This is a genomic window from Kineobactrum salinum, assembly GCF_010669285.1.
In the GTDB taxonomy this organism is placed as follows: Bacteria; Pseudomonadota; Gammaproteobacteria; order Pseudomonadales; family Halieaceae; genus Kineobactrum; species Kineobactrum salinum.
Map to the genome: position 1 here is coordinate 696175 of NZ_CP048711.1, position 25537 is coordinate 721711.

Genomic DNA, 25537 nt, shown 5'->3' on the forward strand with positions numbered 1-25537 from the left:
ACTCACCCCAAATGGAAGCCAAGCAGGTTCCAGTAATGCAGGGACCACAGGCACAGCGCCAGCGCCGCGGCCACCAGGCTGTGGTGCAGGCGACTGCGGACACTCCCCCAGCCCTCGCGCCAGGCCTGAGTCAGCAGCCACAGGGCCACCAGCGTCAGCGGCACAAGCAGCAGGGGCAGACCCAGGGCCACCCGGAACCAGCCCGGCGGCCCGTCAAGCATGGCGCTTTCACCCAGACCCACCAGCACCCCCACGGCCAGCAGAAATACCACAGCCACACCGCTGGCGCCGGCCAGTATCTGGCGCCCCAGCCGGTAACGCGGCGGGAGCGGAAAGGCTGCCGGACGGCCGCAGCAAGTGCCGATCAGCATGGACAGGAACAGCAGCAGACAGAGACCGAGCAGAGCCATGTGAAAACTGCCGGTTTCCCAGAATGCAATCCGGACCGCAGGGGTGGCGGCAAAGGGCCCCAGCAGTGCCGTAACCTGCTCCCGGGGATCACGTTGAAACGCGATCATCTCGTCACCATGGCGTTCCCGGAAAACGCCGGGACTGATCTCCAGCCAGCGCTTGCTGTCCCCCATCAAACCCGCTACCAGCAAACTGCGATCCGGCATCACCTGTACTTTGATGTCGCCAAAGGCACTGTAGAGTTTTTCCAGGGTGGTGTAGGAACGGCGCAGGCCGCGATAGGCGCCAGCGTAATCTCCTGCCCGCTCCTCGAAGCCTTCGATACTGGCGACCGACGGCAGGACGGCTGGGAAATAACGATCCATGAACGCGTGCTTCAGGGCGGCATGCGCGCGGCCGCCCGGCGGTGAATTGAAAGTCACAAACAGCCCCACGCCGGCCTCGGGCACCAGCATCAGCTCGCTCATGAAATTCAACGTGGAGCCGCCGTGACCGATGGTACGGCGGCCATTGATCCAGGTTTCATAAAAACCCAGCGCGATGCCGTTCAGGTGGGGGTCCGGGCTCAGGGTCCGGCTGTGCATGAGAGCCGCTGTCGCAGGCTGCAGAATGCGTTGTCCGCGATATTCCCCCTGCTGCAGGTGGGCGAGCATGAATTTGGCCATGTCGATAGCGGTGCTGGAGAGCGCGCCCGCCGGCGCCACATTAGCCAGGAACTCTTCAGGCTGCGCTTCCATGCCGCTGCCACCATCGCGGTGGCCCCGGGCCAGCCGGGCCCGCAGGGCGGCTGGCAACGGTTCCCGGAAACTGCTGTTATCCATGCCCAGGGGCGCAAAGATGTGCTGCTCCACGTAGTCGTCGAAGGACTGGCCACTGACCTCCGCCACAATCAGGCCGGCCAGCGCCGTGCCCCAGTTGGAGTAAGCGACTCCACTGCCGTCGGCAAAATTACGGGCCGGTGCCCGCACCCGCGTCGGCCGGTGCGCCGCCAGCGACTGTGCCAGCGGCTGCAGGTCGGTCTCCGTGCGGCGAATCAGAAACCCGGCCCAGCCATCCTCGAACCCGGCGGAATGGGTCATCAGATTGCGCAGCGTGACGGGCTCGGCAAAGGTCTCAGGCAGCTGCAATGCCGTCAGGTAGCGATTGACATCAACGTCCAGCTCCAGGCGGCCCTGCTCCACCAGCTGCATCACTGCCGTCCACGTGATCAGCTTGGATACCGAGCCCGGCTTGAACAGCGTTGTGGCCGGATCGACAGGCACACCCTGCTCCAGGTCCGCGTGGCCGTAGCCCCGGGCCTGCAGAATCTCGCCATTTTGCACCACCACCACTGCGCCACCGGCAATATCCAGAGACTGCAGCTGCGCACCCATGGCGCCATCGAGGAAGGCCGCCAATTCCCCGCTGTCATCCAGCGGCACAGGGTCAAGTGGCTGTGGCGCTGCCGGCAGGTTCTGGTGGACGAGTGAGTCGCTTGCAGTGACAGGCAACGACAGCAGCAGAAGCAGCCAGCAGGCGAGGCCTGTCAACCGCAGCTCAGGTATTTTCACGAATGCATTCCTCATGGTCAGGGAGAAGGTTGGGGTGGTAGTGCGGGCTGCAGAGGCTCACTGCGCAGACGGCCGTCAGTCACCAGCAGACGGCCATTGACAATGACCGCATGCACCGCGGCGAGATCCCGCAATTGCCGGTCGGGCTCACCCGCCACCAACACAATATCCGCCAGCTTGCCCACCTCGAGCGTGCCCAGCCGGTCGCCCATGTGCAGGATATCGGCGCTGATCCGGGTCGCTGCCTGTAGCGCCTCGGCCACGGTGAACCCGGCCTGCACCAGATTGTCCAGTTCCTCGATGTAGGCCGTGGGCAGGTAACTGGACCAGTCCACAATCAGGTCGGTACCGACCCCGATGCGGATGCCGGCCCGTTTCATCGCGCGCGTCATGTCGAGGATGCTGTCCTCAGTCAAGCTAAATCGGCGGGAGGTGGAGCCGTAATAGCCGCCACTGTGACGAATGATGTACTGGTAGGGCACCAGTGTGGGTACCGCGGCGATGTCCTGCTGTGCCATGGCGTTCAGGGCGGCATCGCTGCGCGGCAGCGGGTGTTCGATGACGTCGACACCGGCGGCGATCGCCATGTCGATATATTGTGTTTCCGCATCGACTGTCACTGGCAGACCGAGGGCGTGGGCCTCGGCCACAGCCGCAGTGATCTCCGCCTGCGAATAGTGGCTGCCCAGCTTGATGACGTCAGCGCCGCGCTTGAACTGGGCGCGCACTGCGTCGCGCCATTCATCAGGTCCGCTCGCTTCCCACACCGGGGCCTGCGCGTGTTCAGGGTAGCTGCGCAAGCCGAATCCTTCGGTGCCGTGCCCACCCCGTCCGGTGATCAACTGGCCTGCGGGAAACACTCGCGGCCCGGCTATCCGGCCATCGGCTTGCCACCGCTTGAGCACGAAGGGCACCTCCCCGTGGGACGCCAGGTCCCGCACACTGGTTATCCCCGACAGCAGGAAATGATGCATCCGCTGCAGCCCGCGCAGGGTAGCGTCGGCCACACTCTCCGCCGAAAGGGGAGCCGGCAGGCCGAACTGTTGCACGTAGCTCAGGTGCGTGTGGAGATCAATCAGCCCTGGCAATACAGTCAATCCGGAGGCATCAATATACCTGGCGGAGGCCGGCCAGTTCCTTTCACCTGGCGCCAGGATAGCGGCGATGGTCTTGCCCTCCACCACTACCGTGGCGGGTCGGGCGGGCGCACCGGTGCCATCGAAGATGCGGCCTCCCTCAAGCACCAGAACAGTGTCAGGGGCATTGTGGCCGGGAGGAACCGGGACCCGCTGGACATCGTCACTGGTAGCACTGCCCTGTCGATACCAGCTTTCACGATCGTTGGGAGCGGAGCGCGCATTGGCAATAGTCGCCACCAAAAGCAGCGCCAACAACACAATCGGATAGCGAGCCGCCTTCATAGCCGTTCCTCATTGCCGGCACCGACCCGGTATCCGGGCGGAGGTGTGGCTCCCAGCAGGTGGGTCACGAAGTAGTCCCACAGGCGCCGGGTGAAATAGGGGTTACCCATGATGCCGTGGTTGACATTGGGCATCAGCAGCAGATCGAAGTCCTTGTTGTGCCGGATCAGCGCGTCCACCACCCGCAGGGTGTGAGCCGGATGCACGTTGTCGTCCATGTCGCCGTGGGCGAGCAGCAGCCGGCCACGGAAGTCGGCGGCATTGTGATAGGAACTGGCTTCGGCATAGGCCTCGGCATCGTACGGTCCCTGATAGGTTTCGCCCCACAGGGAGAGGTAGATGCGGTGGTCATGATTACCCGCCGAGGCCACCCCCACCCGATAGAAGTCCGGGTAATCGAACAGCGCCCGCACCGTGGCAAAACCACCGCCGGACGTGCCATAGATACCGATCCGTTCCAGGTCCATGTAGGAGCGGTTGGCGGCGAGGCTGCGGATCACCGCCACATGATCCTGCAGCGAACCGGCAGTACCGAGGTTGCCGTAGGACAGATCGCGGAATGCGCGGCCCCGCAGGGGTGTACCGCGGCCATCGACGGTGACCACAACGAAGCCGAGCTCGGCCAGTGCCTGGGCCTGCATCGGATCATCCAGGAAGCGCTTGCTGACACGGTTGATCTGGGGACCGGGGTATATGGAGTCGATCACGGGATAGGACCGCTGCGGATCGAAATTCGCCGGTTTGAACAGGGTACCGTAGAGCAGGGTTTCGCCGTCGGCGGCCAGTGCCTCGAACGGCTCTGGCAATACCGGAGGCGGGCCGTCGAAGGTGGCCAGTTGGGCGGTTTCCAGCTCCAGCACTACCCGGCCATCCCGGTTCCGCAGCACGGTGACCGTCGGCATGTCGGGCCGCGCATAGCTATCCACGAAATAATTGCCGCTGGGAGCGAAGCCTGAGCCCTCGGGGCCCGGTGCGGAAGGCAGCAGCAGTCGCGCAGCAGGAGGCGCCGCCACCCGGAGCTGGTGATCCGCGTCCTCCGGGGTCAGCAACTCCAGGCCGCTGCCATCCAGCCGCACCCGGTAGAGGGCACGGTAGTAGGGATCACTGAACTCCCCGTGACCGCTGGCGGTGAAATACAACAGGCCAGCGGCCTCGTCCACATGCACTACATCCCGGACCATCCAGTTTCCGGAAGTAATCGCATTGCGGAAGTTGCCGTTGCGGTCGTAGCGGTACAGGTGTCGCCAGCCACTGCGCTCCGAGCTCCAGATCACGTCGCCAGTGGTCAACACTCGCACCTGGGGCGCCTGGCCCACAATGGCGTAGGGCAGATTATAGACTTCGCTGTCCTCTGAGATCAGCAGGCGGCTGGAACCATTGTCCACATCGACCACCGACAGCGTCAGAGTGCGCTTGTAGTCGCGATTATCGAGTACATACAGGGTCTTGCCCTCCGGCCCCCAAAACACCGATTGGGCGTTTATCGGATCGGCGTAGGCGGACTCGATCGCCGGGTGCTGTACTGGTATCGTCTCGCCCCCCGCCAGATCCAGAATCACCAGCTCGGCCATGGGCTTGTCCTCTCCCGGAAAAGGATAGCGATAGTTGTACACCCGGGGGCGCCGGCTGTCGTCTTCGGGCACACTCTGCAACAGTTGCAGGGAACCCACCGCAGCCTGGTTCAGGCGATAACTCAGGAAGCGGCTACCGTCAGGTGAGAACAACCCGACCAATGGCAGGCTGATGCCCATGCGTTGCAGCGTAACGTGGAAGGTGCTCGATTGCGGATGGCGGCCATAGGGATGGGCCGCATCCCCGTTCGTGGTCAGCGCCCGCTCCTCGCCCGTTGCCAGGTCGCGTTGCCAGATGTTGAAGTCTCGCAGGAATAGCACCGAACCACCGTCAGGCGTCGGCAGGCCTGGTTGCCGGTCCTGCGGCGGCGGCACCGGTCCTACGGCTTCGCAGTGCGAATGCGCCAGGTCGCAACTCAACAGTGAGTTCTCGACCACCACCAGCGGCATGGACTCCCCGGGCCGGAATACCAGACTCTGCACCGGCAGCTCGTGAGCAGACACGGTCCGCTCCAGCTTTGCGGCCAGAACCTGCGCCATCCGCTGGTGATCAAAGGCGGGATCTATACTGCCCGTCGCCGGATCAGCGATCACAAAGCGCGAGCCGTGCTCGTCGGTACGCCGGTACCACAGGCGGTCACTGTCAGGCAGCCAGTGGTGTTGCAGGTCATTGTTGTGCACGGCAGCCGCGATATTGCCAGGCAGGTAGCGCTCGGCCCGGGCATAGGCGGCTGCCATGTCTGGTGCCGCAGTGCCTGCCAGCGGCGCCGTCAATATCGCAAAGGCGACGCCCAGTAGTGCTGATCGTCCCGACATGTCTTCTCCTTAGTAGCTGAAGCCGAGGCGAACACCCACTGTCAACGGTCGCAAACTGTTGACGTAATTGGGAGTGCCTCCGCCATTGGTCAGGATGAAGCTGTCGTTATTGCTCAGATTCTCGCCGTACAAAGTGAGGTTCCAGCGCTTGGCCACCAGGCCCAGCGCGGCGCCAACGTTTTCATAAGACTCGTTCATGGCGAAAAAAGGATTGCCACCGTTCATCCCGAAATCGTTGGGCGAGGAACCGACGTACTGCACATCGGCGCGGGCATACATCTGCTTGTCGCCAAAGGCCGCCCAGCTGTACTGGATACCGCCGGACATCTTGAAGTCCACTGACCCGGGCAGGGTCTCGCCGTCGGTGGCGGCGACGATAATATCGTCGGCGACGCCGGTCATCTTGGCATCCTGGAATGTCAACGCCAGGTTCAGGTCCAGCCCTTCCAGCGGCATGGCGCTCAGCTCAATCTCGAGCCCCTGGGAGCGGGCATCACCGGCGTTGGCGATGAAGGTTTGCATATCGGAAACGCGGGCGCCGTTGACCTGGATATCGGTCCAGTCGATGTAATAGAGCGCCAGATTGGCAATCAGCCGCCCTTGCAGCCAGGTGGTCTTGGCGCCGAGCTCATAGTTGATGCTGGAGTCCGGGTCGTAGGCTTCGGGAATCACCAGGTCGTCGGGGTCGGTCAAGCTGGGCCCCTTGTTGGGGTTGACCTGGCCGATGCGATACCCACGGCTAATATTGGCATACAACATCATGTCGTCGCCGGGTTCATAGGAAATACCTGCACGCCAGGTGTAGTCACTATCAGTACCGGTATTGCGAAAGGCAGTATTGTCGACGGCAAAGGTGGCGAAGTTGAGTGTGTTCCGATCCGGTTCGGAGTAACTGACCTCGGTATCGAAGACGCGAATACCGGCCTGCACCTTCCACTGCGGGGAAAACCGGTAGCCGACATCGGCAAAGGCAGCCAGCTCACGGGAAGTGGTTTCAATGTCGGACTGGAACAGATCATCGGTGGGAATCAGACCACCAAAGGCCTCCGACAAACCCGGTGCCTGCACCAGGAAAGCGGCATCGGTGGTGCGGTCGATGAAGAAGCTGCCCACCAGCCATTCCAGCGCAGAATCAGTATTGGACACCAGCCTCAATTCCTGGGTGATGAACTCCGATTCCCAGGGATCACTGACATTGAAGCCGCTCGCACCCAGGCCCAGAAAGTCGCCGAGATCCGCATAGCTGGCGGTATCCGACTGTTGAAAACTGGTAGCGGACAGCAGGGTGGCGAAGCCCGGAAATTCGTATTCCATGGTCAGGCTGTAGTTGGTGAGCGTCGAGGGTCTGGCCTCGGAAATTGTAGACGCCTTCCTGAACTTGCCCAGGTCAGGGTTGAAGGCATCGCCGTCCTCGGGGTCGCTGTCCTGGTGAATCACCTCCAGCTTGGCGTAGAAGGCCTCGCCGGGGCGCCATAATAGAGCCGCGCGCCCGCCCCAGTCCTCGGTACTGTTGCGACTGCCACGGCTAACGTTCTTGACCCAGCCCTCCTCGTCCCGATGGTAGCCTACCAGGCGCAGGGCCAGGGTATTTTCCAGCAATGGCACATTGACCATACCATCGTAGCGCTGGCGCCAGTGGCCACCGTCAGTTACGCCGGTATCGATGCGCCCCTCGGCCGCCGGCGCCGATGGGTCAGGCTGCCGGGTCAGAATGCGTACCGTGCCGCCCAGCGAGCCGGAGCCAAACAGGGTCCCCTGGGGTCCCCGGAGGACTTCAATTCGCTCCACATCGAACAGGCGCAGATCGGGCTGGACAATGGCGCCAAAGGTATCAGTCACCGGCGTTTCATTGATGTATACCGATACCGGATCCTGGGTGTTGCCGCCAAACAGCGAGGTGGTAACGCCGCGTATATTGAACACCGACCGGTTCTTCACGGCCTGGTTGAGCGTCACACCGGGCACACGGCGGGCGAAGTCCTCGAAATTGTCCAGTCCCAACCTTTTGATGTCGGCGTGGGTGAAGGCCGATATGCTGGCACTAACATCCTGCAGTGATTCCTGCCGCTTGCTGGCCGTGACGATGACCTCCTCCAGACGCGGTCCCTGCAGCGCTGCGTCGCTGTCGTCGGTCGCCGCCAACGCGCTGCCGGCGAGTGCCCAGACAGCGGCGACGCCAACCAGTCCCGCCCGCTGCCGCGCGCGCCTGCTCGCTTTTGCTGATGATTTTCTGTCCACGGATTTTCCCTCTGTTAAGCAGTTATTGTGTGCTTGCCAGGGGTAAAGACGCTGCGCGCTGGAAATGTGGCCAGAATTCAGTAAAAAAACTTGAGGCGGGTACCGATAGTGCGGGGACGCAGGCTGTTGACGCGGCTGCCGCCGGCGTAGCGGTTGCGCAGAAGCTGGTCGTCGTTGTTGATGAGGTTCTCGATATAGAATCCCAGCTGCCAGTGGCGGGCGACGATGCCCAGGCCGAGATTGACATTGCTGTAGGCTGCGTTGCGCGGGGGTGTGCCGCCGGCCGGGGCGGCCGAGCCGGCGGAGTCGGAGAACCAGGCCGGGGATGCACCTACGTACTGGGCATCGAGGCGCGCATACAGCTGCCTGCCGTGCCCGCTCTGCCATTCGTACTGCAGCGATCCGGCCACTTTGAAATCAGCGGAACCGGGCAAGGTATCGCCCGCCCGTGCACCGGAGCGCAAGCCATCCCCGAGCCCTATGGACTGGATACTGGCGTCCTGCAGGGTTACCGCCAGATCGGCACTGAAACCGGGTGCCGGCTTCGTTGCCAACTCCAGTTCCAGCCCCCGCGAGACCGCGCGCCCGGCGTTGGTGACAAAGCTGAGTCCATCTGAAGGCCGGCTGGCATCGATCTGTATGTTGTCCCAGTCAATGTGATAGGCCGCCAGGTTCAGCAGCAGCCGTTGATTGAACCAGCCGCTCTTCAGGCCGATTTCGTAGTTGAGCGTGGTATCCGGTTCATAGCCTTCCGGGATCTCCTGCCCCGGTGGCGAGCCGCCGGCGGCAGCCTGGTTCGGATTGACCTGCCCGATGCGGTAGCCCTTGCTGATGCTGCCGTAGAGCATGATATTGGCGGCGGGCGCAAACGACAGCCCCGCGCGCCAGGTCAGGCCGTTATCCCTGTTGTCATTTGCCAGCGCCAGTTCCTGTAGCGCCAGACCGTCGAGGTCGAGCACCTGGCGCCGAGGCTCCCGGTAGTGAACCCGGGTATCGAACACACGGGCCCCCGCGAACAACCGCCAGCGCTGTGTAAGCTGGTAGCCCAGATCCCCGAATACCGCCAGCTCTCTCGATTGCTGACGGATGACTGAGCTGATCAGGTTTTCAGTGGGCAGCGCCCGGCCCAGTTCACGCGCCAGACCCGGCAGGCGGATATTGAAATGGACCAGGCTCCTGCGATCGACAAAGGCAGCCCCCGCCACCCAGTCAAGCTGTGGGTGGTGATCGCCGACCAAGCGGAATTCCTGCGTGAAGAAACGGGTCCGCCAGGGGTCGTGCTCGGCGAGCAGCGGCACGTCCAGGCCGCTGAGGCTCGAGCCCTGGGTGTAGACCGCAGTGCCGGATTCCTGGTAGCTGGTGGCGGACAACAGGCTGGCAAGTCCCGGGATTTCATAGTCGATGGCCAGGTGATAATTGCTCAGCGTCGAGGGTCGCGCCTCGGGGATCAGCGAGGATTTGCTGAATCTACCCAGCGACGGGTCCCAGCTGTCGCCATCCTGCGGCTGACTGTCCTGATGAACCAGCTCCAGGTTCAGTGCCAGCCGCTCTCCAGGCTGCCAGCGCAATGCCGCCCGTCCCCCCCAATCGCGGGTACTGTTGTCGGTGCCGAGGCGAATATTCCGCACCCAGCCCGCCTCGTCCCGATAGTAGCCCACCAGGCGCAGTGCAAGCTCATCTGCCACCAGCGGCAGATTGACCATAGCATCATAGCGCTGGCGCCAGCCTCCGCCGCGGGTATGGCCCAGGTCGACCCGCGCGAGCGCATCCGGTGCACCGGCGTCCGGCTTGTTGGTGATAATGCGCACTGTCCCACCCAGGGCGCCAGAACCAAACAGTGTACCCTGGGGACCGCGCAGCACTTCCACCCGGGCGATATCGAACAATCGCAGGTCGGGCTGTACCACCGCGCCAAAACTGTCGACCAGAGGCGTCTCGTTGAGGTAGACCGACACCGGATCCTGGGAATTGCTGCCAAAAACATTGGTGGCAATGCCGCGGATGGTAAACACTCCGCGGTTGCGGTTTGCCTGGAACAGCATGACTCCGGGCAATAACCGGCCAAAGTCCGCAACGCCATCGGCGCCGCGGCGCTCCAGGCCGGCATTGGTCAGCACCGACAGACCGATTGGGGTGGACTGCATTCGCCCCGGTCGCCGGGAGGCCGTGACGATAACCTCCTCGCGAGTAACGGCGGCCACCGCTGTCGGTTCTGGCTCAGGCTCAGACTCAGACTCGCCGTCGATGACAATGGCGGCACGCGGCTCGATGACTACCACCTGACGAGCCACCCGCCGTGCTACCAGTCCTGAGCCCTCCAGCGCTGCCTGCAGCGCTGAGTCCAGCGAGTATTGCCCCTGCAGGCTGGGACTGGCAAGGTCCTGCACCAGCTCCGAGGAAAAAATGATCTGCACTCCGGTCTGGCGAGCGATAGCCAGCAATGCCCGCTCCAGGCTACCCGCAGCAATAGCGAGGTCCTGCCGTGGTTCACCCGCCGCCATGCCCTGCGGCGCGGGCACGCCGCTGATCAGCAGTGCCAGGATCGCAGCCCGCCCCCACACGGGCAATATCCGGGTTATCCTCAGCAAGGGTGCCCGTCGGACTTCAGGATGCAGTGATCACGACCCCGCCATCCGCCGCGCGTACCACGGCCACGGGGAAGGCAGCCGCCAGTCCTTCCAGGAAAGCGTCCACTTCACCGACCCGAAAAATACCGCTCACCCTGAGACCCGACAGCTCTTCGCCCCGGAACTCAATACGCTTGCTGGTATACCGGCTGATCTCTCGAATTACCATCGGCAATGCTTCGCCGCTAAAGCTGACCACCCCCGAACGCCATTGCAACAGGGTTTCCACGTCAACCCCGCTGTCTCTGGAAGCTATCCCATCGCTGTCGAAATCGAGCGTCTCCCCGGCCTTGAAAACCGGTGACGGGTCGGCCCGCGTTGCACCCCTGGGCGATACCGCCACCCGGCCCTCGCTGACCGCCAGTTTGACGTTTTCGTTCTCCAGACTGCGCAGCGCGAAGCGGGTGCCCACCACACGCACGGTGCCGGCAGGGGTCTCCACCTCAAACGGTCTCCCGGGGTCGGGCCGCACATCAAAGATGACCTCTCCCTGCGCCAACCTGACCTGCCGACGCTGACCGGAGTAGTTCACCGCCACCACGGTATCGGTGTTGAGAAAGAGGGTGGATTCATCCGCGAGCACCACCAGCCGCTGCTCTCCGACCACAGTCTGGTAATGGTCTCCCCCTTGCAGCAGGGGCCACAACAAGGCGCTGCCCACCAGCACCACGATGGAGGCAGCCAGCGCCATTCCACGCCGGCGCCAGACTCCACCGCGCCGCTCGGCCGGGGCCGCCTCCCGGCCGTCAGCCCAGAACTCGGGCACTGCGGCCGCGTTCCAGAGCCTGGCGCAGTCTGCGTAATCGGCCTGGTTCTGCGGCTCCTCGAGCCACTGTTCGAAACGAAGCATTTCGGTATCCGAAATGTCACCGGCACTGACCTTCTCGTACCAGTAGGCGGCTTCCGTAACCGGCCTGATAGTGCCGTCTTCCCGCTCCGGCGCAGACATCAGGAAGACCTGCCAAGTACATCCTGAAGACGCGACAGCGCCTGCACCACCCAACGGCGTACAGTACGCTCCGAAACCTGCAACTCCGACGACACCTCGCGGTAAGTCATGCGATTGACCCGGTGCATGAAGAAGGCCTGGCGCTCCCCATCGCTGAGCGTGGCACAGGTGTGATGCACCAGGCGCAATTGCTGGCGCAGGGACTCGGCCTCCTCGGGAGAGGGCCCGCTCGCTTCCAGGGATTCGTGCTCCAGCGGGACATGCAGGTCAAGACCCTGGACATACTTCCTGCGCAGGCCGTCATTGACCAGGTTGGTAGCCACAGTAAACAGGTAGGCTTTGGGGTTCTGGCAGCGGCGTTCCAGATCCGGTTGCCGCGCCAGGCGGAGATACAGCTCCTGCATCGCATCGGCCACATCCGCCGGCTCACGCAGAACTCTCCTGAAAAACCCGAGCATGGATTCGCGATGCTGCATATAGATGCGAAAAGCAAAGCCTTTTTCACCGCCCTGTACGCGACGAAGGCCCTCCGCCTGAGGACAGCCAATCAGCTGACCTTCGCTTTGTCCGTCCACTTTTTGCGTCCACCTGACTTGTATTGACAGGGATCAATATACACTGTCAGCTCCGGGATAGGTAGGCAGGCACTAGTGCCCACTAGCGCGCAGAGAGCGCTTCGATAGCCGCTAGCGTTGCCTCAGTCAGGCGAGACTCTCGGCCTATCTCAAGGAGAATATAGCGTCCATCGGCGTTCCTTCGCCGTGATCACCAAGACTATTCTGGACAGGGAAGCTTCAACTCCATTGGGATTGGGTGCGGTGAGGTAGGCCCTGATCGAGGAACCTCGACTGGTTAACAACCTCGCCCGGGGCTCCAAACAAGATGGTTCGCTCATACCTTCTGATCAACACCGTGCAGGAGCCTGCTACATGAGTTCAGCGGGATAAATTGTGCCGCGCTCTACAGACTCTCCTCACGGAAAACCACTTTACCACCAAGAAGAGTCAGCAGCGGCTTGATCTCCTTGATCTCCTCTTCAGGTACGGTAAGCAGATCGGCAGAGAGTACGACTAAATCGGCAAGTTTGCCAGGCTCCAGTGATCCCTTCAGATCCTCTTCGAATGTGATATAGGCGTTATTGATGGTCATCAGCTGCAGGGCCTCTTCACGGGATATGCGCTGTTCCGGCCCCATTATTCCGCCCAGACGAGTATCCCGCGTCACCCAGAAGTACATCATCCAGAATGGGTCCGCAGGAAGTAATGTCCAGTCACTGCCGCCGCCCACCAACAAGCCGGCATCCAGCCAGTCTCTGACACGCACACTCTTCTTGGCTCGCTCCTTACCCCAGAAGTACTCCATGTTCTGGGCCGCCATATAGGGGTGGAACTGTGCGGAAACAACCATGCCCAGATCGCGCATGCGGTCGAACTGGTCGGGTCGCGTATGGTGTCCGTGCTCCAGAACCCATCGCTTTGGCGCGATTGAATGCAGGTCATCTGCCTGCTCATAAGCATCTAGCGCAATGTCCAGGCCGCGGTCACCCACAACATGGGCCGTCGACCTCCAGCCGAGACGGCCCATGGCCACCATCACTGCATTGAACTTCTCTGTGGGAATACGCTGCAACCCAAAGTAATTCTCGGGAACCTCATTACCAGGTACGTTGACGTAATGCTCACTCATGAGCCCGGCCTCAAACCCACCATCGATCCCGAACTCGCCGATGCCATCGAGCCGCAGGAATTCGTCCCCAAACTGTGTGGATATGCCCCAGGTTTCCAGTTGGGAAATCAACTCCTCCGAGGTCTTTCTGGTGTCAAGACTGTAGCTCATACTGATACGAACAGTCAGATCACCACCATCAGCCAGTTCCTGATACACGCGCATGTCTGCGGCTGAGACACCCGGTTCCCTCACACCGGTGATACCGGCCGCATTCAAGGCTTCCTGGCTCTGGAGCACTGCCTCCACTTTCTCTTGATGGGAGACCTGGCCGATAGCCCATTTCTGTCTGGCCAAATAGGCAGCATTCTCGATCAGGCGACCGGTCGGCTCCCCCGTGTCAGGTGCCTTGACGATGGTCCCACCGTCGGGAGAAGGGGTGTTACGGTCAATACCGGCTTCGCGCAAAGCGTAGGAATTCAGATACACAGAGTGTCCTCCAAGCACTACGACCGGGTTGTTGGGCGAGACAGGGTCGAGATCTTCCCTGGTGGGCGTGCGGTTTTCCACAAACTGCTGCGGCAGCCAGCCGGAGGTGGTGTAGATCACCTCTCCCGGGGCGGCCCGCTTAACTTTTTCACCAATCCGGTTGACCATTTCCGCAATGGAAGGCACCAAGGCCACATCAACCCCATACGTGAAGGCAACGGCATTGCTGAGAAAATGATAGTGGCCGTCAATCAGCCCCGGGATGACGGTTTTGCCCTGTAGGTCGAAGACCACGGTCTCCGGCCCTATGAGCTTCTCCATAGCGGTGTTGCTACCCACTGCCAGAATTTTGTCATTGCGAATAGCGATCGCCTCGGCAATATCGAAGGACTCGTTAACGGTTACCACTTTGCCATGGTGTAAAACCCGGTCGGCTACTAGCGGTGAATCAGATCCCGCCACCACATAACTACAGAACCCCATGGCCATCACAGCACAAATCCGCGATATCCGTGCATACCGTCGCAGATATCGGCTCATTGCACACGATGTACGCACCAACCGTTCACCTACCAAAATCATGACTTCGCCCTCCAGGAAGAAGCCGGGAACAGTCCACTGTGGCGTATGCAGCGTTCCCGGATGTAAAGCCGCCATCTATCCGCTTTTCTAAAAATCAATCCCCAACCGCAGGCCAACAGTTCTTGGCTGAGTTGGCGTAACCTGGTCCGGCCGGCGCAGATTTGCATCGACGAAATGCGTCACAGTACCATTTTCGTTCAGCAGGTTGTCTACGAAAAGGCCGATCCGGTACCGTTCGCCGTCGTCCACATTGAAGCCCAAGTTGACCAGGGAGTAATCACCCTGTTCACGCTGGCTGGGATCTTCCGGACGGAATGTGCGATAAGATTTGCCAACAAAAGCATAATCCGCCCGCAGGCTGCCTTCCCAGCCATTCATGGGCATCGGAAAAACGTATTCCACGAAAGCGTTAGCAGTAAATTCCGGTACATCGGGGATTCGATCCCCTTTCTCCGGGGTGAATTCGCCCGCGCCGACGGATGCGTCTTCCGAGAGTTCGGCCTCGAGAACAGTTATATTGCCACCGATCGCGAGATCCAAAGTAGTATCCGGACGGAATACCCCACCCAGTTCAAGTCCGGTGATTGACGCTCTACCCACATTGCCCAGTATCAGAAAAGTACCAGCATCTTCCGACGCCAGAACACGACTTTGGATATCAGACCAGTCCATGTAATAAGCAGCCGTATCCAACTGCAGGGCACCACTGAAGAAGAAGCCCTTCAGGCCCACTTCATAACTCTGAAGCGAATCTGATTCAAATGCCGGAAACGTCTGCCCGGTGGCGAAGTCGGGCTCATTGTTCCCTCCTGAACGGAAACCTTCAGCATAGGTTGCATAGCCGGTCAGGTCATCGGAGAACACGTAGGATAGACTGAGCTTTGGTGTGATGTCACTTTCATCGGACTTCGTTCGGACAGGGTCCGCCGGCTCTGGCCGATTTCTAGTAGCCAGGTTCTGTCCACTCTCGCCAACATCAAACTTGAAGGCCCGTAGACCTAAAGTGGCCGTGAGGGCTTCTGTGATGTCGTAGCTCAATTCAGCAAACACCGCAGTCTGCTCGATGGTTCCGATAACGGTCCTGTTTGAATTCACGTTTTGCCGGTCCGAAATCGGAAGTGCGGTACCGTCGGGAGAGGCAAATGATACTGTGCTTGTGAAGTTACTCTCCTCTTCCTGGTAGAAAATGCCGCTGACCAGTTGGATGGGCCCCTCCCAATCGGAGGCATAACGGAACTCAGTGCTCAGTATGCTTCGGTCCTGAGGTTGCAGTAGAAAACCGTTGGCCTGCAACGCTACATCGTCCGGTCCCGGGCTAAAGCACGCAGGGTTATCAATGCCAGAGTAGATCGTACAGAGAATGCGAGTGGCCGGAAACTGATAGAATATTTCACGATCCATATAAGATACGTTGCCAGAGAAGGTACCGTGATCGGCACTCCATTCTATCGCAAGGTTATAGGCATCGAGGCTTTCGTCCCAGTAAAGACGTTGGTAATTTCTCTGTACAAATTCGCCATAAAGGGGTTGGTACCAGGATGCGCCCTCGGTATCGGTTTCCTGATGAATTGCCATGACGTCCACCGTCAACCGGTCGTTGACCTGCCATCGCAAAGCGGCGCGGCCGCCCGATATATCGGACTCATTTGCGCCCTCCACACCCAGGCCCCCAATACCGTAGTCAAGAGTGTCATCAATGAAACCCGCCTGCTTGGCCTGGTATCCCACCAGTCGCAGCGCCAGCTTGTCTGCAATCAGCGGCACATTCAGTACTCCATCATAGGAGTAGTTCGGATCGTCGGCGTATTGGGTTCTGCTCCCCGCCACGTTGATTGACCCATTGAATTCTGTGGCATCCGGCTTATTAGTGATCATCCGGATAGTGCCGCTCATAGAGCCGGCGCCATATAGGGTACCTTGTGGTCCCTTCAGTACCTCGATGCGCTCCATATCGACCAATCTGATATCGGGTTGCCGGCCACCGCCGTCCTGCCTGTTACTCCCAGTCATTACGATATCATCGAAATATACACCTGTAGTGGCGGCACCGGTCGATTGAGTCCCGCGCAGCACGTATTTCTTGTCACCTGGCCCCTGATCCTCAAACGTCAGGCCGGAAATATCCCTCGCATAATCACCGAATTCTACAATACCGCGCTTTTCCATCTCGTCCCCTGTGAACGCCTGAATCGCCATAGGGACATCCTGAAGCGCCATAGCTCCCCGCTTTGATGCAGTTACCATCACCTCCTCTATTACTGGCCGACCTTCTTGTTGCGCAAATGCAGCCTGCTGCCAATATACCGACCCAACTGCGACGCATGCGGCTAGACGAGAAACTCGAAAAATCGTGTTCATTCAACACCCCTCTTGGCAAGAATAGTTTTTTGCTGAAACATGCACTGTTTGAAGCACGCCGACCAGAAAGCACAGGTACAGGCGCGCATGGGACGCGCGGACCATCTAAATCCTGATGTAAGAACAGATAGCACAATGGCAGGTTTGTACATCATGGATTACAACTGGAACAGCAACTCAGAAATCAACTTTTACATCGCATAGTATATATGTCAATAGATATTTATATATCTTTTAGGCTGACTGCCGACTACTTCCACTTGGCGTATAGCTGTCGTCAAAAGCCTCAAACTGGGACGCGTAAAATCCCGCTATACATCCCGCAGTACATATTATAATATCTTTTATGTGTTGTGTTTTATAGCTACCGGCCACAAACTGCAAGATGTGGCTACAATAATGAGGTCGATGAAATCATGAACTGGGAACTATTCCGCGAGCGCTTTCCGGTATTAGAGCGGCGCACCTATCTAAACAACTGCTCCTATGGCGCCCTGTCTACAGATGTTAAATCGGCTTTTGAAACCTATATCAATGACCGTCTCTACAAGGGCACCGACTGGAACTATTGGGTTGCACGTAATAATGGTGCCCGTGATGCGGTTGCAGCGCTTCTCGGAACGAGCTCCGATCAAATCGCGATAACTGCGTCGGCCTCTGCCGGCATCAATTCCATCATCAGCGCTCTCGATTTCAAAGGTGACAGACACAAAGTTGTAATCAGCGATTTCGAGTTCCCGGCGAACGCACAGGTCTGGTACGCGCAGGAATCCCGCGGAGCGGAAGTCGTCAGAGTGGGGAGCGCCGGGTCCTATATTCCGACAGAGCATTTCGAGGACGCAATTGATGAAGAGACTCTGATTGTGGCCGTTACACAGGTTTGCTTCCGCAATGGCGCAAGGCTGGATATCCCGGCCATTGTAGAGCTCGCCCATGCAAAAGGTGCGATGGTTCTAGTAGATGGATACCAGGGGCTGGGGACCATCGACTTCAATGTGAGTGAGGTGCAACCAGATTTCGTGGTCGGCGGTATGGTGAAGTACTTGCTTGGGACCGCAGGAATAGGCTTCCTGTATGCTCGCCGGGACCTCATTGAAAATCTCGTGCCAACCGTTACCGGCTGGTTCGCACAGTCTGACATCTTCGCCATGGATATCACCCAGTACAGTCCCGCTCCCGATGCACGCAGGTTCGAGATGGGGACTCCTCCCGTTATCTGCTGTTATGCGGCGGAGGCCGGCATCAAGATTCTCCTGGAGGCGGGTTTACCTGCGATAGAACAACGGGTTGCGGAACTAACCAGCGCCATAATTCGCGAAGCCAAGACCGCTGGGTACACTCTGGCCTTGCCAGAGGCATCGGAATATCGCGGGCCTATGGTCACACTGAAGACTCATGACGAGCACGCTCTGGTGTCGTGGCTGGATAAGCAGGATATAGTGACCTCCTCCCGCTCAGGAAACCTGCGAATTGCTGCGCATTTCTACAACAGTCATGCCGATATTGAGAGACTGTTTGCCGCCCTGAAGCGCAAGGAACATCTGCTTCTGTAAGGTTCGGTCAGCGGTTCAGTTCTGTATGCCGATATTCTTCTGGATCCGGCCGAGCAAGCTAGCCAAGGTGTTGATCTCAGTTTTGGTAAAGCCCTTTAGCAATTCAATTTGGTGCTCATTAGCGATGTCGAAGGCCTCCTGGAAAAGGGTATCGCCCTTTTTAGTCAATCGTATTTCGACCTGCCGTTGATCGACGGTGGATCGTTTGCGAGCTACCAGACCAGACTCTTCCATTTCCGTTAGAATTCGGCTGACCACGGCATGCTGCATCACGGTGCAACTCGCAAGATCTCTGATGGTGCAAGTGCCCCAGGATTTCAGGCTGGACAGCAGACGCCACTTGGACAGCGTGAAGCCCGCCGGACTGAGCTTCTCATTAACATTTTGATTGGCTTTGTTCGATATCCGGTAAATCATATACGGAATCGAACCGTTCAGCATATAGGGGTTTTTCTTGTTGGTTTTCAAGAATCAGATCCCTCCCAACGTATCAATAGAAGTTGTTGGAAATAAGGGTGGAGGAGCAATCAATACTTCCGCGCACCTCACGGTCCAGCCACGTTACCTCTTTCGCAGTTTTCAATCTGGCTCTTGATGAGCCAAATTTCTGCCTCATGGGTGGCGCTAAGCGCCTGCCAGCGTTCCATTGACATTTTTGACGTACGCCAACTAGTTAACGTAACATAACATTGATTCTCAGCCAGATCACACACTTCGTGAGGTATCACTCGCACACTGATGCGAGGAACCAAACTCGCTGGAATTCCAATCCGATAGTCAATCAGCATCAGTTCTGGTCTGGCATCAATCGAAAACCAACTCTCCGCATCACTAAACAAGGAACGTCCGACATAGACACCCTCCTCATCCGTATGAAGGGTATTCATACAACCGATTGACCACCTGCCCAGCGCCATAGGGTCAGAAAGGAAATCAAACGCCATTATTGCCGGAGCGTTGACCAATGCAGTCACACAATGTGAAAGCTCAGGGGATTGCATCATCACGCTGCACACACCAGACTGCTGAGGGCCTCAAGTAGCTTATCCACATCCGATTGCCTCGTCATATTTCCAGGAGACAGTCGCAGGATTCGTCCCCTGCAGTCAGCGAAGATTCCGCGCGTCCGGAGCTCATCGATCAATAAGGCGCCATCGATTCCAGCAGGCAACTCCAGCATTACACTGCCCCCGCGGTGCGCAGGATGACGAGGGGTGGCTACTTTGAGCCCCATGGAATCCGCGCCCACGATAATGGCTTCGCCCAATTGCCGATTATGGGCCAGTAGTTGTTCCGGATCTTGCGCACTGATCCATTGTAGCGCTGGAAGGCTGGCAATACTTCCCACTACCGATGGTGTACCATGATCGAATCGCCGTGCATCAGGTGCGAAACGAAAATTATTCAAATCCCATGAAAAAATGTTGTCCTGGCTGAACCAACCACGAAGTTCGGGCCGACACTCCTCCAACAAACCGGGCCGCACTTGGAGGATACCTGCACCGGACGTACCGCAAAGCCATTTGAGCGATGTCGATATTGTAAAATCCGCCCCGCAATCAACCACGTCGTAGGGCAACAATCCCACCGCTTGGGTGATATCCACACCGACGATGGTCCCCATCGCCCGCCCTTGCTCCAAGAGACGATGCAAATCGCACCGATGCGACGAGACAGATGTGACCTGGGTCAGGAGAGCAATTCCCACATCCTCTCCCCACCGTTCCAACATATCCTCATCCCTCACCCAGTATTCACCTGGACGCGGCTCCACAGTGTCAAGGATGAAGCCATGGCGTTCGGCCATGCCGGCCAACAGGAAATGGAGACTGGGGAAACAGTCCGCAGCGATAAGGAACCGTCCACGGCGGTATTTCGTGGGCAAGCCACCGAGCACGCTATACAACGCTGTCGTAACATTCTCCGCAGCTGTCAAAGTGCCCTCGGGTGCTCCAATAATCTGGTGCCAAACATCCAGGAATTGCTGCCGCAAGTGCAGAACTCGCGGCCATTGGGCATCATCTAGCGCGCTCCAGATATCGGCGTAATCCGCCAGTACTTTTGCAGTAAGCTGCGCTTTACCCGGAAACTGGCCGATAGAATGATACAGAAAATAAGCCGGGTCGTTCGATTCGTAACTCATCAAAGAACTCCTTCCGATGGCTGGCGGGCAAGCCAAACCAGTATATGTTGTGAATAGTCAAATTGTGTCCATGGATAATGAGCCGCTAGACACCGGTTCAGGCGGCAGCAAAGCAATACATACTCATGCGGATTTAGCACATTGCCGCTATTTCAATGAAGACGGGGGCTAAAAAGCCGTCTCTTCATAATACAACACCATGCCATAGTACTTGCTCGCCCTTGTATGGCCTTGGCAAATTATCGTGATGCTGTGTACATCCACGAAGTGCCCCCCGCTCCTCACGATCCGCTCCGAGCATGTGTAACGTGCTGCCGTTTCGCCGTTGACCACCTGACAATATATATATTATTATAAATAAAAGGAAAGCAAAACCCCGGGAGGGAAACATTATTCCAATGCATTAGCTCCGGTGAAGATTCGAGACACCAAGAGCCCGGTATGCCGTGAAAAGGAATTTTTGCTGTCCGCGTCTACGGGTTCTCGTCCGTTCAGGTACGTTAACTACCAGTTGCAGGTCACTTTTTAGTCAACCCACAAAACAGGACGTGTTCCAAGTGCAGATCATCAAAGATGGCGACATCCGAGCGCCCACCTCACCATGGCGCGCATCTATCGCAGCTGGACTCGGCACCGCGATCGAGTACTATGATTTCCAGCTTTACGCAGTTCTGGCAGTCACGTTAAGCCCTCTGTTTTTTTCCACCCAGGATCCGAACACGGCGCTTCTCTCCACCCTTGCCATTTTTGCCGGTGCATTTGTCGCGCGGCCGTTGGGCGGCGTATTCTTCGGTTTGTTTGGCGACAGGTATGGCCGTACAGCAGCGCTGATGCTCACAGTCGTCGGCATCGGTGTCGCCAGCGCTCTGATCGGCCTGCTTCCCACCTATGCAGTTATCGGGGTTGCAGCCCCGATGCTGCTGCTATTTCTGCGCTTGATGCAAGGCTTCTTCGCCGGGGGCGAGATCACTGGCGCGGCAACGTATATCGCCGAATGTTCTCCTCCCGACCGGAGAGGCTTCTTTGGCGCATTCAATCCAGCGGCGGCGACACTCGGGCTCACCGCGGCCACTGCGGTCGCCGGACTAACGGGAGTGATTTTCGGCAGTGAAGCGACCCAGGAGTGGGCTTGGCGCATTCCTTTTCTGCTCTCTATTCCGTTGATTGCCCTGTGTCTCTGGGCACGCTTCAGAATTGAGGATTCGCCCAAGTTCCGCCAAATCATGCTCGAACATAAAGTGGTTAAGGCGCCGCTGAAAACACTTTTTACCGAGCACCGCAGGGCAGTGCTCCAGGTCATCAGCATTGGATTCGCACAAAATGCCGCAGGCTATGTCAGCATCATATACCTCAATATTCATCTCACTCGCACACTGGGATACGACCCGGTAGCTGTGTTCTGGTTGATCTCGATCACCACCTTCATTGCCTCGCTATTCATGCCTTTTGTGGGAGGATTGTCGGATAGATTTGGTAGAAAGCCGCTGCTGACGATTGGATTTGCGGGCTATATTGTCCTGACGCCCATAACATTTTACGCCGCCAGTCTGGGCAGTTTCGCAATGTGTGCCGCAGCGGTGGTGCTAGGCATATTACCCTTTATCATCGTTCAGGCCGTTGGTTACCCACTTTACGCTGAGCTATTCCCCACTCGAGTCCGTTACAGCGGTGTATCTCTTGGATTCAACATCGCAACAATTCTGGGTGGTGGCACTGCACCTTACATCGCCGCTTGGTTGACTGCGGCGAGCGGGCATCACCTGGCTCCATCCGCGTATGTAGTAGTAGCCGCCATCATCGGCCTGACAACTCTAGTGGGCTTGCGCGAAACAGCCGACCGCCCCTTGGAAAACTAGCATGGATAATGCTCCTCGACAGCAGGAGACAGAGGCCTCCCAACAGGCCCTACTACTGTGCAGCAGGGTGCTTCGATAGCCGCTACTACCGTTGCCTCAGGTGAGACTCTCCGGACCGGATGTGGCGCATCGCCGTTTATGCGCAACAGTCCAGCGACTCCGTCGCGATCAGTATCGGCAACTACTCCCTGGCAAGGGCTCCCACCAGATAGTCCTCGAGCATGCCCCATGCCACCGGACTGTGATCGCGGCCATAGCCCTTGGTGCGCATACCTTCGGTGGCCTCGCGCCCGCACCACGGCAGCAGGACGGCTGCCGGCGTGGGGTGCTTGGGCAAATACGCGCTAACATCGTAGACTTTGCCCTCGATCGCCATCCAGCAATCCTCCTCGTTTTTGTGGGCCGCCAGCTCATCAAGGCTGATGGCGGCCCGTCCCTCTCCCGCAGCGACAGGATCCGTAGCCAGAGCCTGCAGCGCAACCAGAGTGCCGACGCTGGACCAGAACGCAATAAATGCTGAGTAACACAGTTTTTTCATAACAGGTCAAACTCCTCACTGTGGAAATGATGACGCGGCACACCCGCAGCCAACGCAATCTGGCGAACCAGGCCATTGAGAGGGCCGGGGCCACAGGCGTAGACCTGGCGCTGGGCACAATCGGAACAGTGGTCACGCACAAAGTCTCCGGCTAGCGGGCCGTGTTTGTAAAAGTAGTGCATGGTCAGACTAAATCCGGGAATCCTGGAACTGAACCGGCGCAACTCATCGCCGAACAGGGCACGAGCCTCATCCTGAACACAGTAGATCAAATGCATGTCCACCGCTTCGCCGCGAACCGCCAGCTCCCGGGCACGCCCGAGAAAAGGCGTGATGCCGATACCGCCGGCCACCCACAGCTCACTGTCGCGATTGTGAACCGGGAAAAAAGCGCCATAGGGGCCCATGATCCGCACCTCGCTGCCGTGCGCAATGGCCCCGATGGCACGGCTGGCGTCGCCGAGGTCCTTGATGGCAATGCGCAGTCCGGACTCGCCGGGCGCGGAAGACAGGGTGTAGGGGTGCTCCTCCCGGTAGCCGGCCTGCAGTTTGCTGTCGTAGGGGGTGAGATAGACAAACTGCCCCGCCTGGTAGCGCAGCGCTTTGCCTACCGGTTCCAGGCTGAGTTCCACCACATTGTTGGCGGGTCTGGCCACTCCGGTTACGGTGTAGCGGTGCTGGGCGGCACGGCGGGCAAATACCAGGCCATAGCTCAGCGCCGCGATAGCAGCGCCGGCCAGGACCAGCCAGATCAGGGTGGACCACGGTTCGGCAGTGGTGCGCGCCAGCATGAAGGTATGAGCCAGAGCCAGTAGCGCCGCCACACCGGACAGCTTGTGCAGCGATTTCCAGCGCTGGTAATGGGGCGCACCAAAAAAGGAAAAGCTGGGGGCCAGAAATACCATCATCAACAGCAGGGCGCCCCATCCCAGCCCGACAGCAACCCCTGAGGGATACAGCACCGCCACCGCCGTCGCCAGGGAGACCTGCGACGCCGCCAGCGCCAGCAGCAGGGGATGGGCGAGCAACAGCAAAAACGAGATTGCGCCCATCAAATGATGGATGTGCCACAGCGTGGTTAGTCCACCGAACAGACGATCAAAGCCGGGGATGCGAAAACTGACAATGGCAGTTACCAGCAGCAATCCCAGGCCGCCAATGCCGGTGAGCCGTCCCAGGGCGTTGAGCACTCCACCAGCGGTATCAAAGGTGCCGGCAGGCAGGGACCCAAGCGCGATCAGCGCCGGCAGCACGCCGAGCAACCACAACAGGGCATGTGACATCCATCTGTACATCGCCATTTATTCCCGGGAAGCCATGTGGAGATACTACTCGAATTGAAGCCACTGTTACACCGTCGCCGGACAGACGGGCCGGAACCGGGTCCCGGGACTGTGTTTAGATGAACAAGAATTCATCTGTCACAAACCTTCAGGTTAACCCGCGCTTGCTAGACTTCTATGGCAACCAACCACCGGAGTACATCGATGAACATAGTAAACAAAATACTGTTGCTGTCAGCCGTGCCATGCCTGCTTCTTGCGGCAGGCACGCAGGTGCAGGCGGAGAAAGCACAGCAGGTGATATCCTTCTCGGTATTTGGCGATCATGGCGTCATCCCCTTCTACGACACGCTCGATGATGACGAAGAGCCGTTCACAACCCTCAATGAGTACCTTGAAGATCAGGTCAACGATCACCTTGAAAAGAACCGCAGCATGGCAGGTTTCTCGCCCACGCCAGCCACCTTCGAACCAGCGCATGGAAGCTGGGTTCCGGCCAGCGGAATGTACCCGGTAGCCTGGGCGCAGCAGGAACACTGCAAGCGCAGAGCGTGCGATTTTGCCATCATGCTGGGTGATAACATGTATCCCGACGGTGCCACATTGGGAACAGATGGCGTGGATGACCGGCGCCGTTTCAGGGAGATGCTGGATCAGCCCTACGGCAAATTCGGTGCAGGGGTTCCCGATTTCACCATATATTCCATGTTGGGGAATCACGATTGGCGTGGTAGCCGTGAGAGTGCTGTGGCGCAGATGGAATACCTGCAGCAACATCCGAACTTCTATATGCCAGATTTTTTCTACAAGGTTTCACCGCCCGGATTTGAGGGTGAGGTGGAGATATTTGTAATCGACACCGAGATGCTACTGGCCAGCTCGACGGTCAAGCAAGAGGAGTATGACCTCGACGGCAATGAAATCGACACCGGCAGGCTCGAACACTCGCCCGACCACGTAAAATTCAAAACAGCCGAAGAACGCAACATGGTGGCCTGGCTGGAACGGTCGCTGAAAAGCTCGAACGCCAGGTGGAAGCTCGTGGCTGCTCACCATCCCCTCTGGTCTGGCGGCGGCAGCAAGTTCGAAAAGGCGCGGACGCTGCGCAAGCTGTATATGCCGATCCTCTGCCGCCATGCAGACGCCTATTTCAATGGCGATGATCACACCATGGAAGCCTGGGCTGATGACTGCACAGGCGTCGAAGATGCTCTCGAGCCGCCGTTGCCGCTGCTGACCTCGGGCGCGGCGGGCAAACAGCGGACCATTCACCCCGCCTTTATCAAGCAACAGGAAAGGAATTATCCGGGCCTTACCAAGCTGTTCTCAAAAGGTCAGACCTGGGGCTTCATGCATGCGCGAATTGAAGGCGATGAACTCACGGTTCAAATCCTCACGACGCCCAATGACATGAGTGGCCGGCCAATTGTCGAGGCGGAATTCAGCTTCCCCCGACGCAGTGTTAACTGAGCAACTCAAAGGCAGAT

17 protein-coding genes are annotated in these 25537 nt (G+C 58.8%); 3 read left to right on the forward strand and 14 right to left on the reverse strand.

Features of this window, described 5'->3' with window-relative positions:
• Nucleotides 1-2: 2 nt before the first annotated feature.
• The 9 genes from G3T16_RS03100 to G3T16_RS03140 form a co-directional block, all read right to left on the reverse strand.
• A complete protein-coding gene (locus G3T16_RS03100; protein WP_163493785.1) occupies nt 3-1961 on the reverse strand; it encodes a serine hydrolase domain-containing protein in 1959 nt (652 codons plus the stop codon).
• Between the two features lie 17 nt (nt 1962-1978).
• A complete protein-coding gene (locus G3T16_RS03105; RefSeq protein ID WP_163493786.1) occupies nt 1979-3382 on the reverse strand; it encodes an amidohydrolase family protein in 1404 nt (467 codons plus the stop codon).
• A complete protein-coding gene (locus tag G3T16_RS03110; RefSeq protein ID WP_163493787.1) occupies nt 3379-5769 on the reverse strand; it encodes a S9 family peptidase in 2391 nt (796 codons plus the stop codon). The genes G3T16_RS03105 and G3T16_RS03110 overlap by 4 nt, the downstream gene beginning before the upstream one ends.
• Before the next feature lie 9 nt (nt 5770-5778).
• On the reverse strand, nt 5779-8007 hold the full coding sequence (locus tag G3T16_RS03115) for a TonB-dependent receptor (protein WP_163493788.1): 2229 nt from the start codon (nt 8005-8007) through the stop codon (nt 5779-5781).
• 77 nt (nt 8008-8084) lie between these two features.
• Nucleotides 8085-10568 (reverse strand): TonB-dependent receptor domain-containing protein, encoded by a 2484-nt coding sequence (locus G3T16_RS03120; RefSeq protein WP_163493789.1) that lies wholly within the window; start codon nt 10566-10568, stop codon nt 8085-8087.
• Between the two features lie 43 nt (nt 10569-10611).
• Entirely contained in the window at nt 10612-11583 is a 972-nt protein-coding gene (locus G3T16_RS03125) for a FecR family protein (protein ID WP_163493790.1), read from the reverse strand.
• Nucleotides 11583-12158 (reverse strand): RNA polymerase sigma factor, encoded by a 576-nt coding sequence (locus G3T16_RS03130; protein WP_163493791.1) that lies wholly within the window; start codon nt 12156-12158, stop codon nt 11583-11585. The genes G3T16_RS03125 and G3T16_RS03130 overlap by 1 nt, the downstream gene beginning before the upstream one ends.
• A gap of 385 nt (nt 12159-12543) precedes the next feature.
• Nucleotides 12544-14394, reverse strand: a complete 1851-nt coding sequence (locus tag G3T16_RS03135; RefSeq protein ID WP_163493792.1) for an amidohydrolase — start codon at nt 14392-14394, stop codon at nt 12544-12546.
• A gap of 12 nt (nt 14395-14406) precedes the next feature.
• On the reverse strand, nt 14407-16677 hold the full coding sequence (locus tag G3T16_RS03140; protein WP_163493793.1) for a TonB-dependent receptor: 2271 nt from the start codon (nt 16675-16677) through the stop codon (nt 14407-14409).
• Nucleotides 16678-17093: 416 nt separating this feature from the next.
• On the opposite strand from G3T16_RS03140, the gene G3T16_RS03145 reads away from it, so the two are divergent.
• A complete protein-coding gene (locus G3T16_RS03145) occupies nt 17094-18230 on the forward strand; it encodes an aminotransferase class V-fold PLP-dependent enzyme (RefSeq protein WP_163493794.1) in 1137 nt (378 codons plus the stop codon).
• A gap of 15 nt (nt 18231-18245) precedes the next feature.
• On the opposite strand, the gene G3T16_RS03150 is transcribed toward G3T16_RS03145, so the two are convergent.
• The 3 genes from G3T16_RS03150 to G3T16_RS03160 all read right to left on the reverse strand — a co-directional run bounded on the left by G3T16_RS03150 (nt 18246) and on the right by G3T16_RS03160 (nt 20373).
• Nucleotides 18246-18698: a MarR family winged helix-turn-helix transcriptional regulator gene (locus G3T16_RS03150; RefSeq protein WP_163493795.1), complete on the reverse strand. Its 453-nt coding sequence runs from the start codon at nt 18696-18698 to the stop codon at nt 18246-18248.
• Nucleotides 18699-18775: 77 nt separating this feature from the next.
• Nucleotides 18776-19237: a hypothetical protein gene (locus G3T16_RS03155; protein ID WP_163493796.1), complete on the reverse strand. Its 462-nt coding sequence runs from the start codon at nt 19235-19237 to the stop codon at nt 18776-18778.
• Nucleotides 19234-20373: an aminotransferase class V-fold PLP-dependent enzyme gene (locus tag G3T16_RS03160; RefSeq protein WP_163493797.1), complete on the reverse strand. Its 1140-nt coding sequence runs from the start codon at nt 20371-20373 to the stop codon at nt 19234-19236. The genes G3T16_RS03155 and G3T16_RS03160 overlap by 4 nt, the downstream gene beginning before the upstream one ends.
• Before the next feature lie 557 nt (nt 20374-20930).
• On the opposite strand from G3T16_RS03160, the gene G3T16_RS03165 reads away from it, so the two are divergent.
• On the forward strand, nt 20931-22229 hold the full coding sequence (locus G3T16_RS03165) for an MFS transporter (protein WP_163493798.1): 1299 nt from the start codon (nt 20931-20933) through the stop codon (nt 22227-22229).
• 181 nt (nt 22230-22410) lie between these two features.
• On the opposite strand, the gene G3T16_RS03170 is transcribed toward G3T16_RS03165, so the two are convergent.
• On the reverse strand, nt 22411-22767 hold the full coding sequence (locus tag G3T16_RS03170; protein WP_163493799.1) for a cytochrome b5 domain-containing protein: 357 nt from the start codon (nt 22765-22767) through the stop codon (nt 22411-22413).
• Complete coding sequence (locus G3T16_RS03175) at nt 22764-24062, reverse strand: ferredoxin reductase family protein (protein WP_163493800.1); 1299 nt, start codon at nt 24060-24062, stop codon at nt 22764-22766. Before G3T16_RS03175 ends, G3T16_RS03170 begins: the two co-directional genes overlap by 4 nt.
• A gap of 192 nt (nt 24063-24254) precedes the next feature.
• Here G3T16_RS03175 and G3T16_RS03180 point away from each other — a divergent pair, with 192 nt between their 5' ends.
• Nucleotides 24255-25520, forward strand: a complete 1266-nt coding sequence (locus G3T16_RS03180) for a metallophosphoesterase (protein ID WP_163493801.1) — start codon at nt 24255-24257, stop codon at nt 25518-25520.
• Nucleotides 25521-25537: the final 17 nt, after the last annotated feature.

What these genes read in the sequence shown, in the direction of transcription:
- G3T16_RS03160 (WP_163493797.1), bottom strand. Translation starts at nt 20,373, where the DNA reads ATGAGTTACGAATCGAACGACCCGGCTTATTTTCTGTATCATTCTATC.
- G3T16_RS03175 (WP_163493800.1), bottom strand. Translation starts at nt 24,062, where the DNA reads ATGTACAGATGGATGTCACATGCCCTGTTGTGGTTGCTCGGCGTGCTG.
- G3T16_RS03140 (WP_163493793.1), bottom strand. Translation starts at nt 16,677, where the DNA reads ATGAACACGATTTTTCGAGTTTCTCGTCTAGCCGCATGCGTCGCAGTT.
- G3T16_RS03170 (WP_163493799.1), bottom strand. Translation starts at nt 22,767, where the DNA reads ATGAAAAAACTGTGTTACTCAGCATTTATTGCGTTCTGGTCCAGCGTC.
- G3T16_RS03110 (WP_163493787.1), bottom strand. Translation starts at nt 5,769, where the DNA reads ATGTCGGGACGATCAGCACTACTGGGCGTCGCCTTTGCGATATTGACG.
- G3T16_RS03125 (WP_163493790.1), bottom strand. Translation starts at nt 11,583, where the DNA reads ATGTCTGCGCCGGAGCGGGAAGACGGCACTATCAGGCCGGTTACGGAA.
- G3T16_RS03135 (WP_163493792.1), bottom strand. Translation starts at nt 14,394, where the DNA reads ATGGCGGCTTTACATCCGGGAACGCTGCATACGCCACAGTGGACTGTT.
- G3T16_RS03105 (WP_163493786.1), bottom strand. Translation starts at nt 3,382, where the DNA reads ATGAAGGCGGCTCGCTATCCGATTGTGTTGTTGGCGCTGCTTTTGGTG.
- G3T16_RS03145 (WP_163493794.1), top strand. Translation starts at nt 17,094, where the DNA reads ATGAACTGGGAACTATTCCGCGAGCGCTTTCCGGTATTAGAGCGGCGC.
- G3T16_RS03180 (WP_163493801.1), top strand. Translation starts at nt 24,255, where the DNA reads ATGAACATAGTAAACAAAATACTGTTGCTGTCAGCCGTGCCATGCCTG.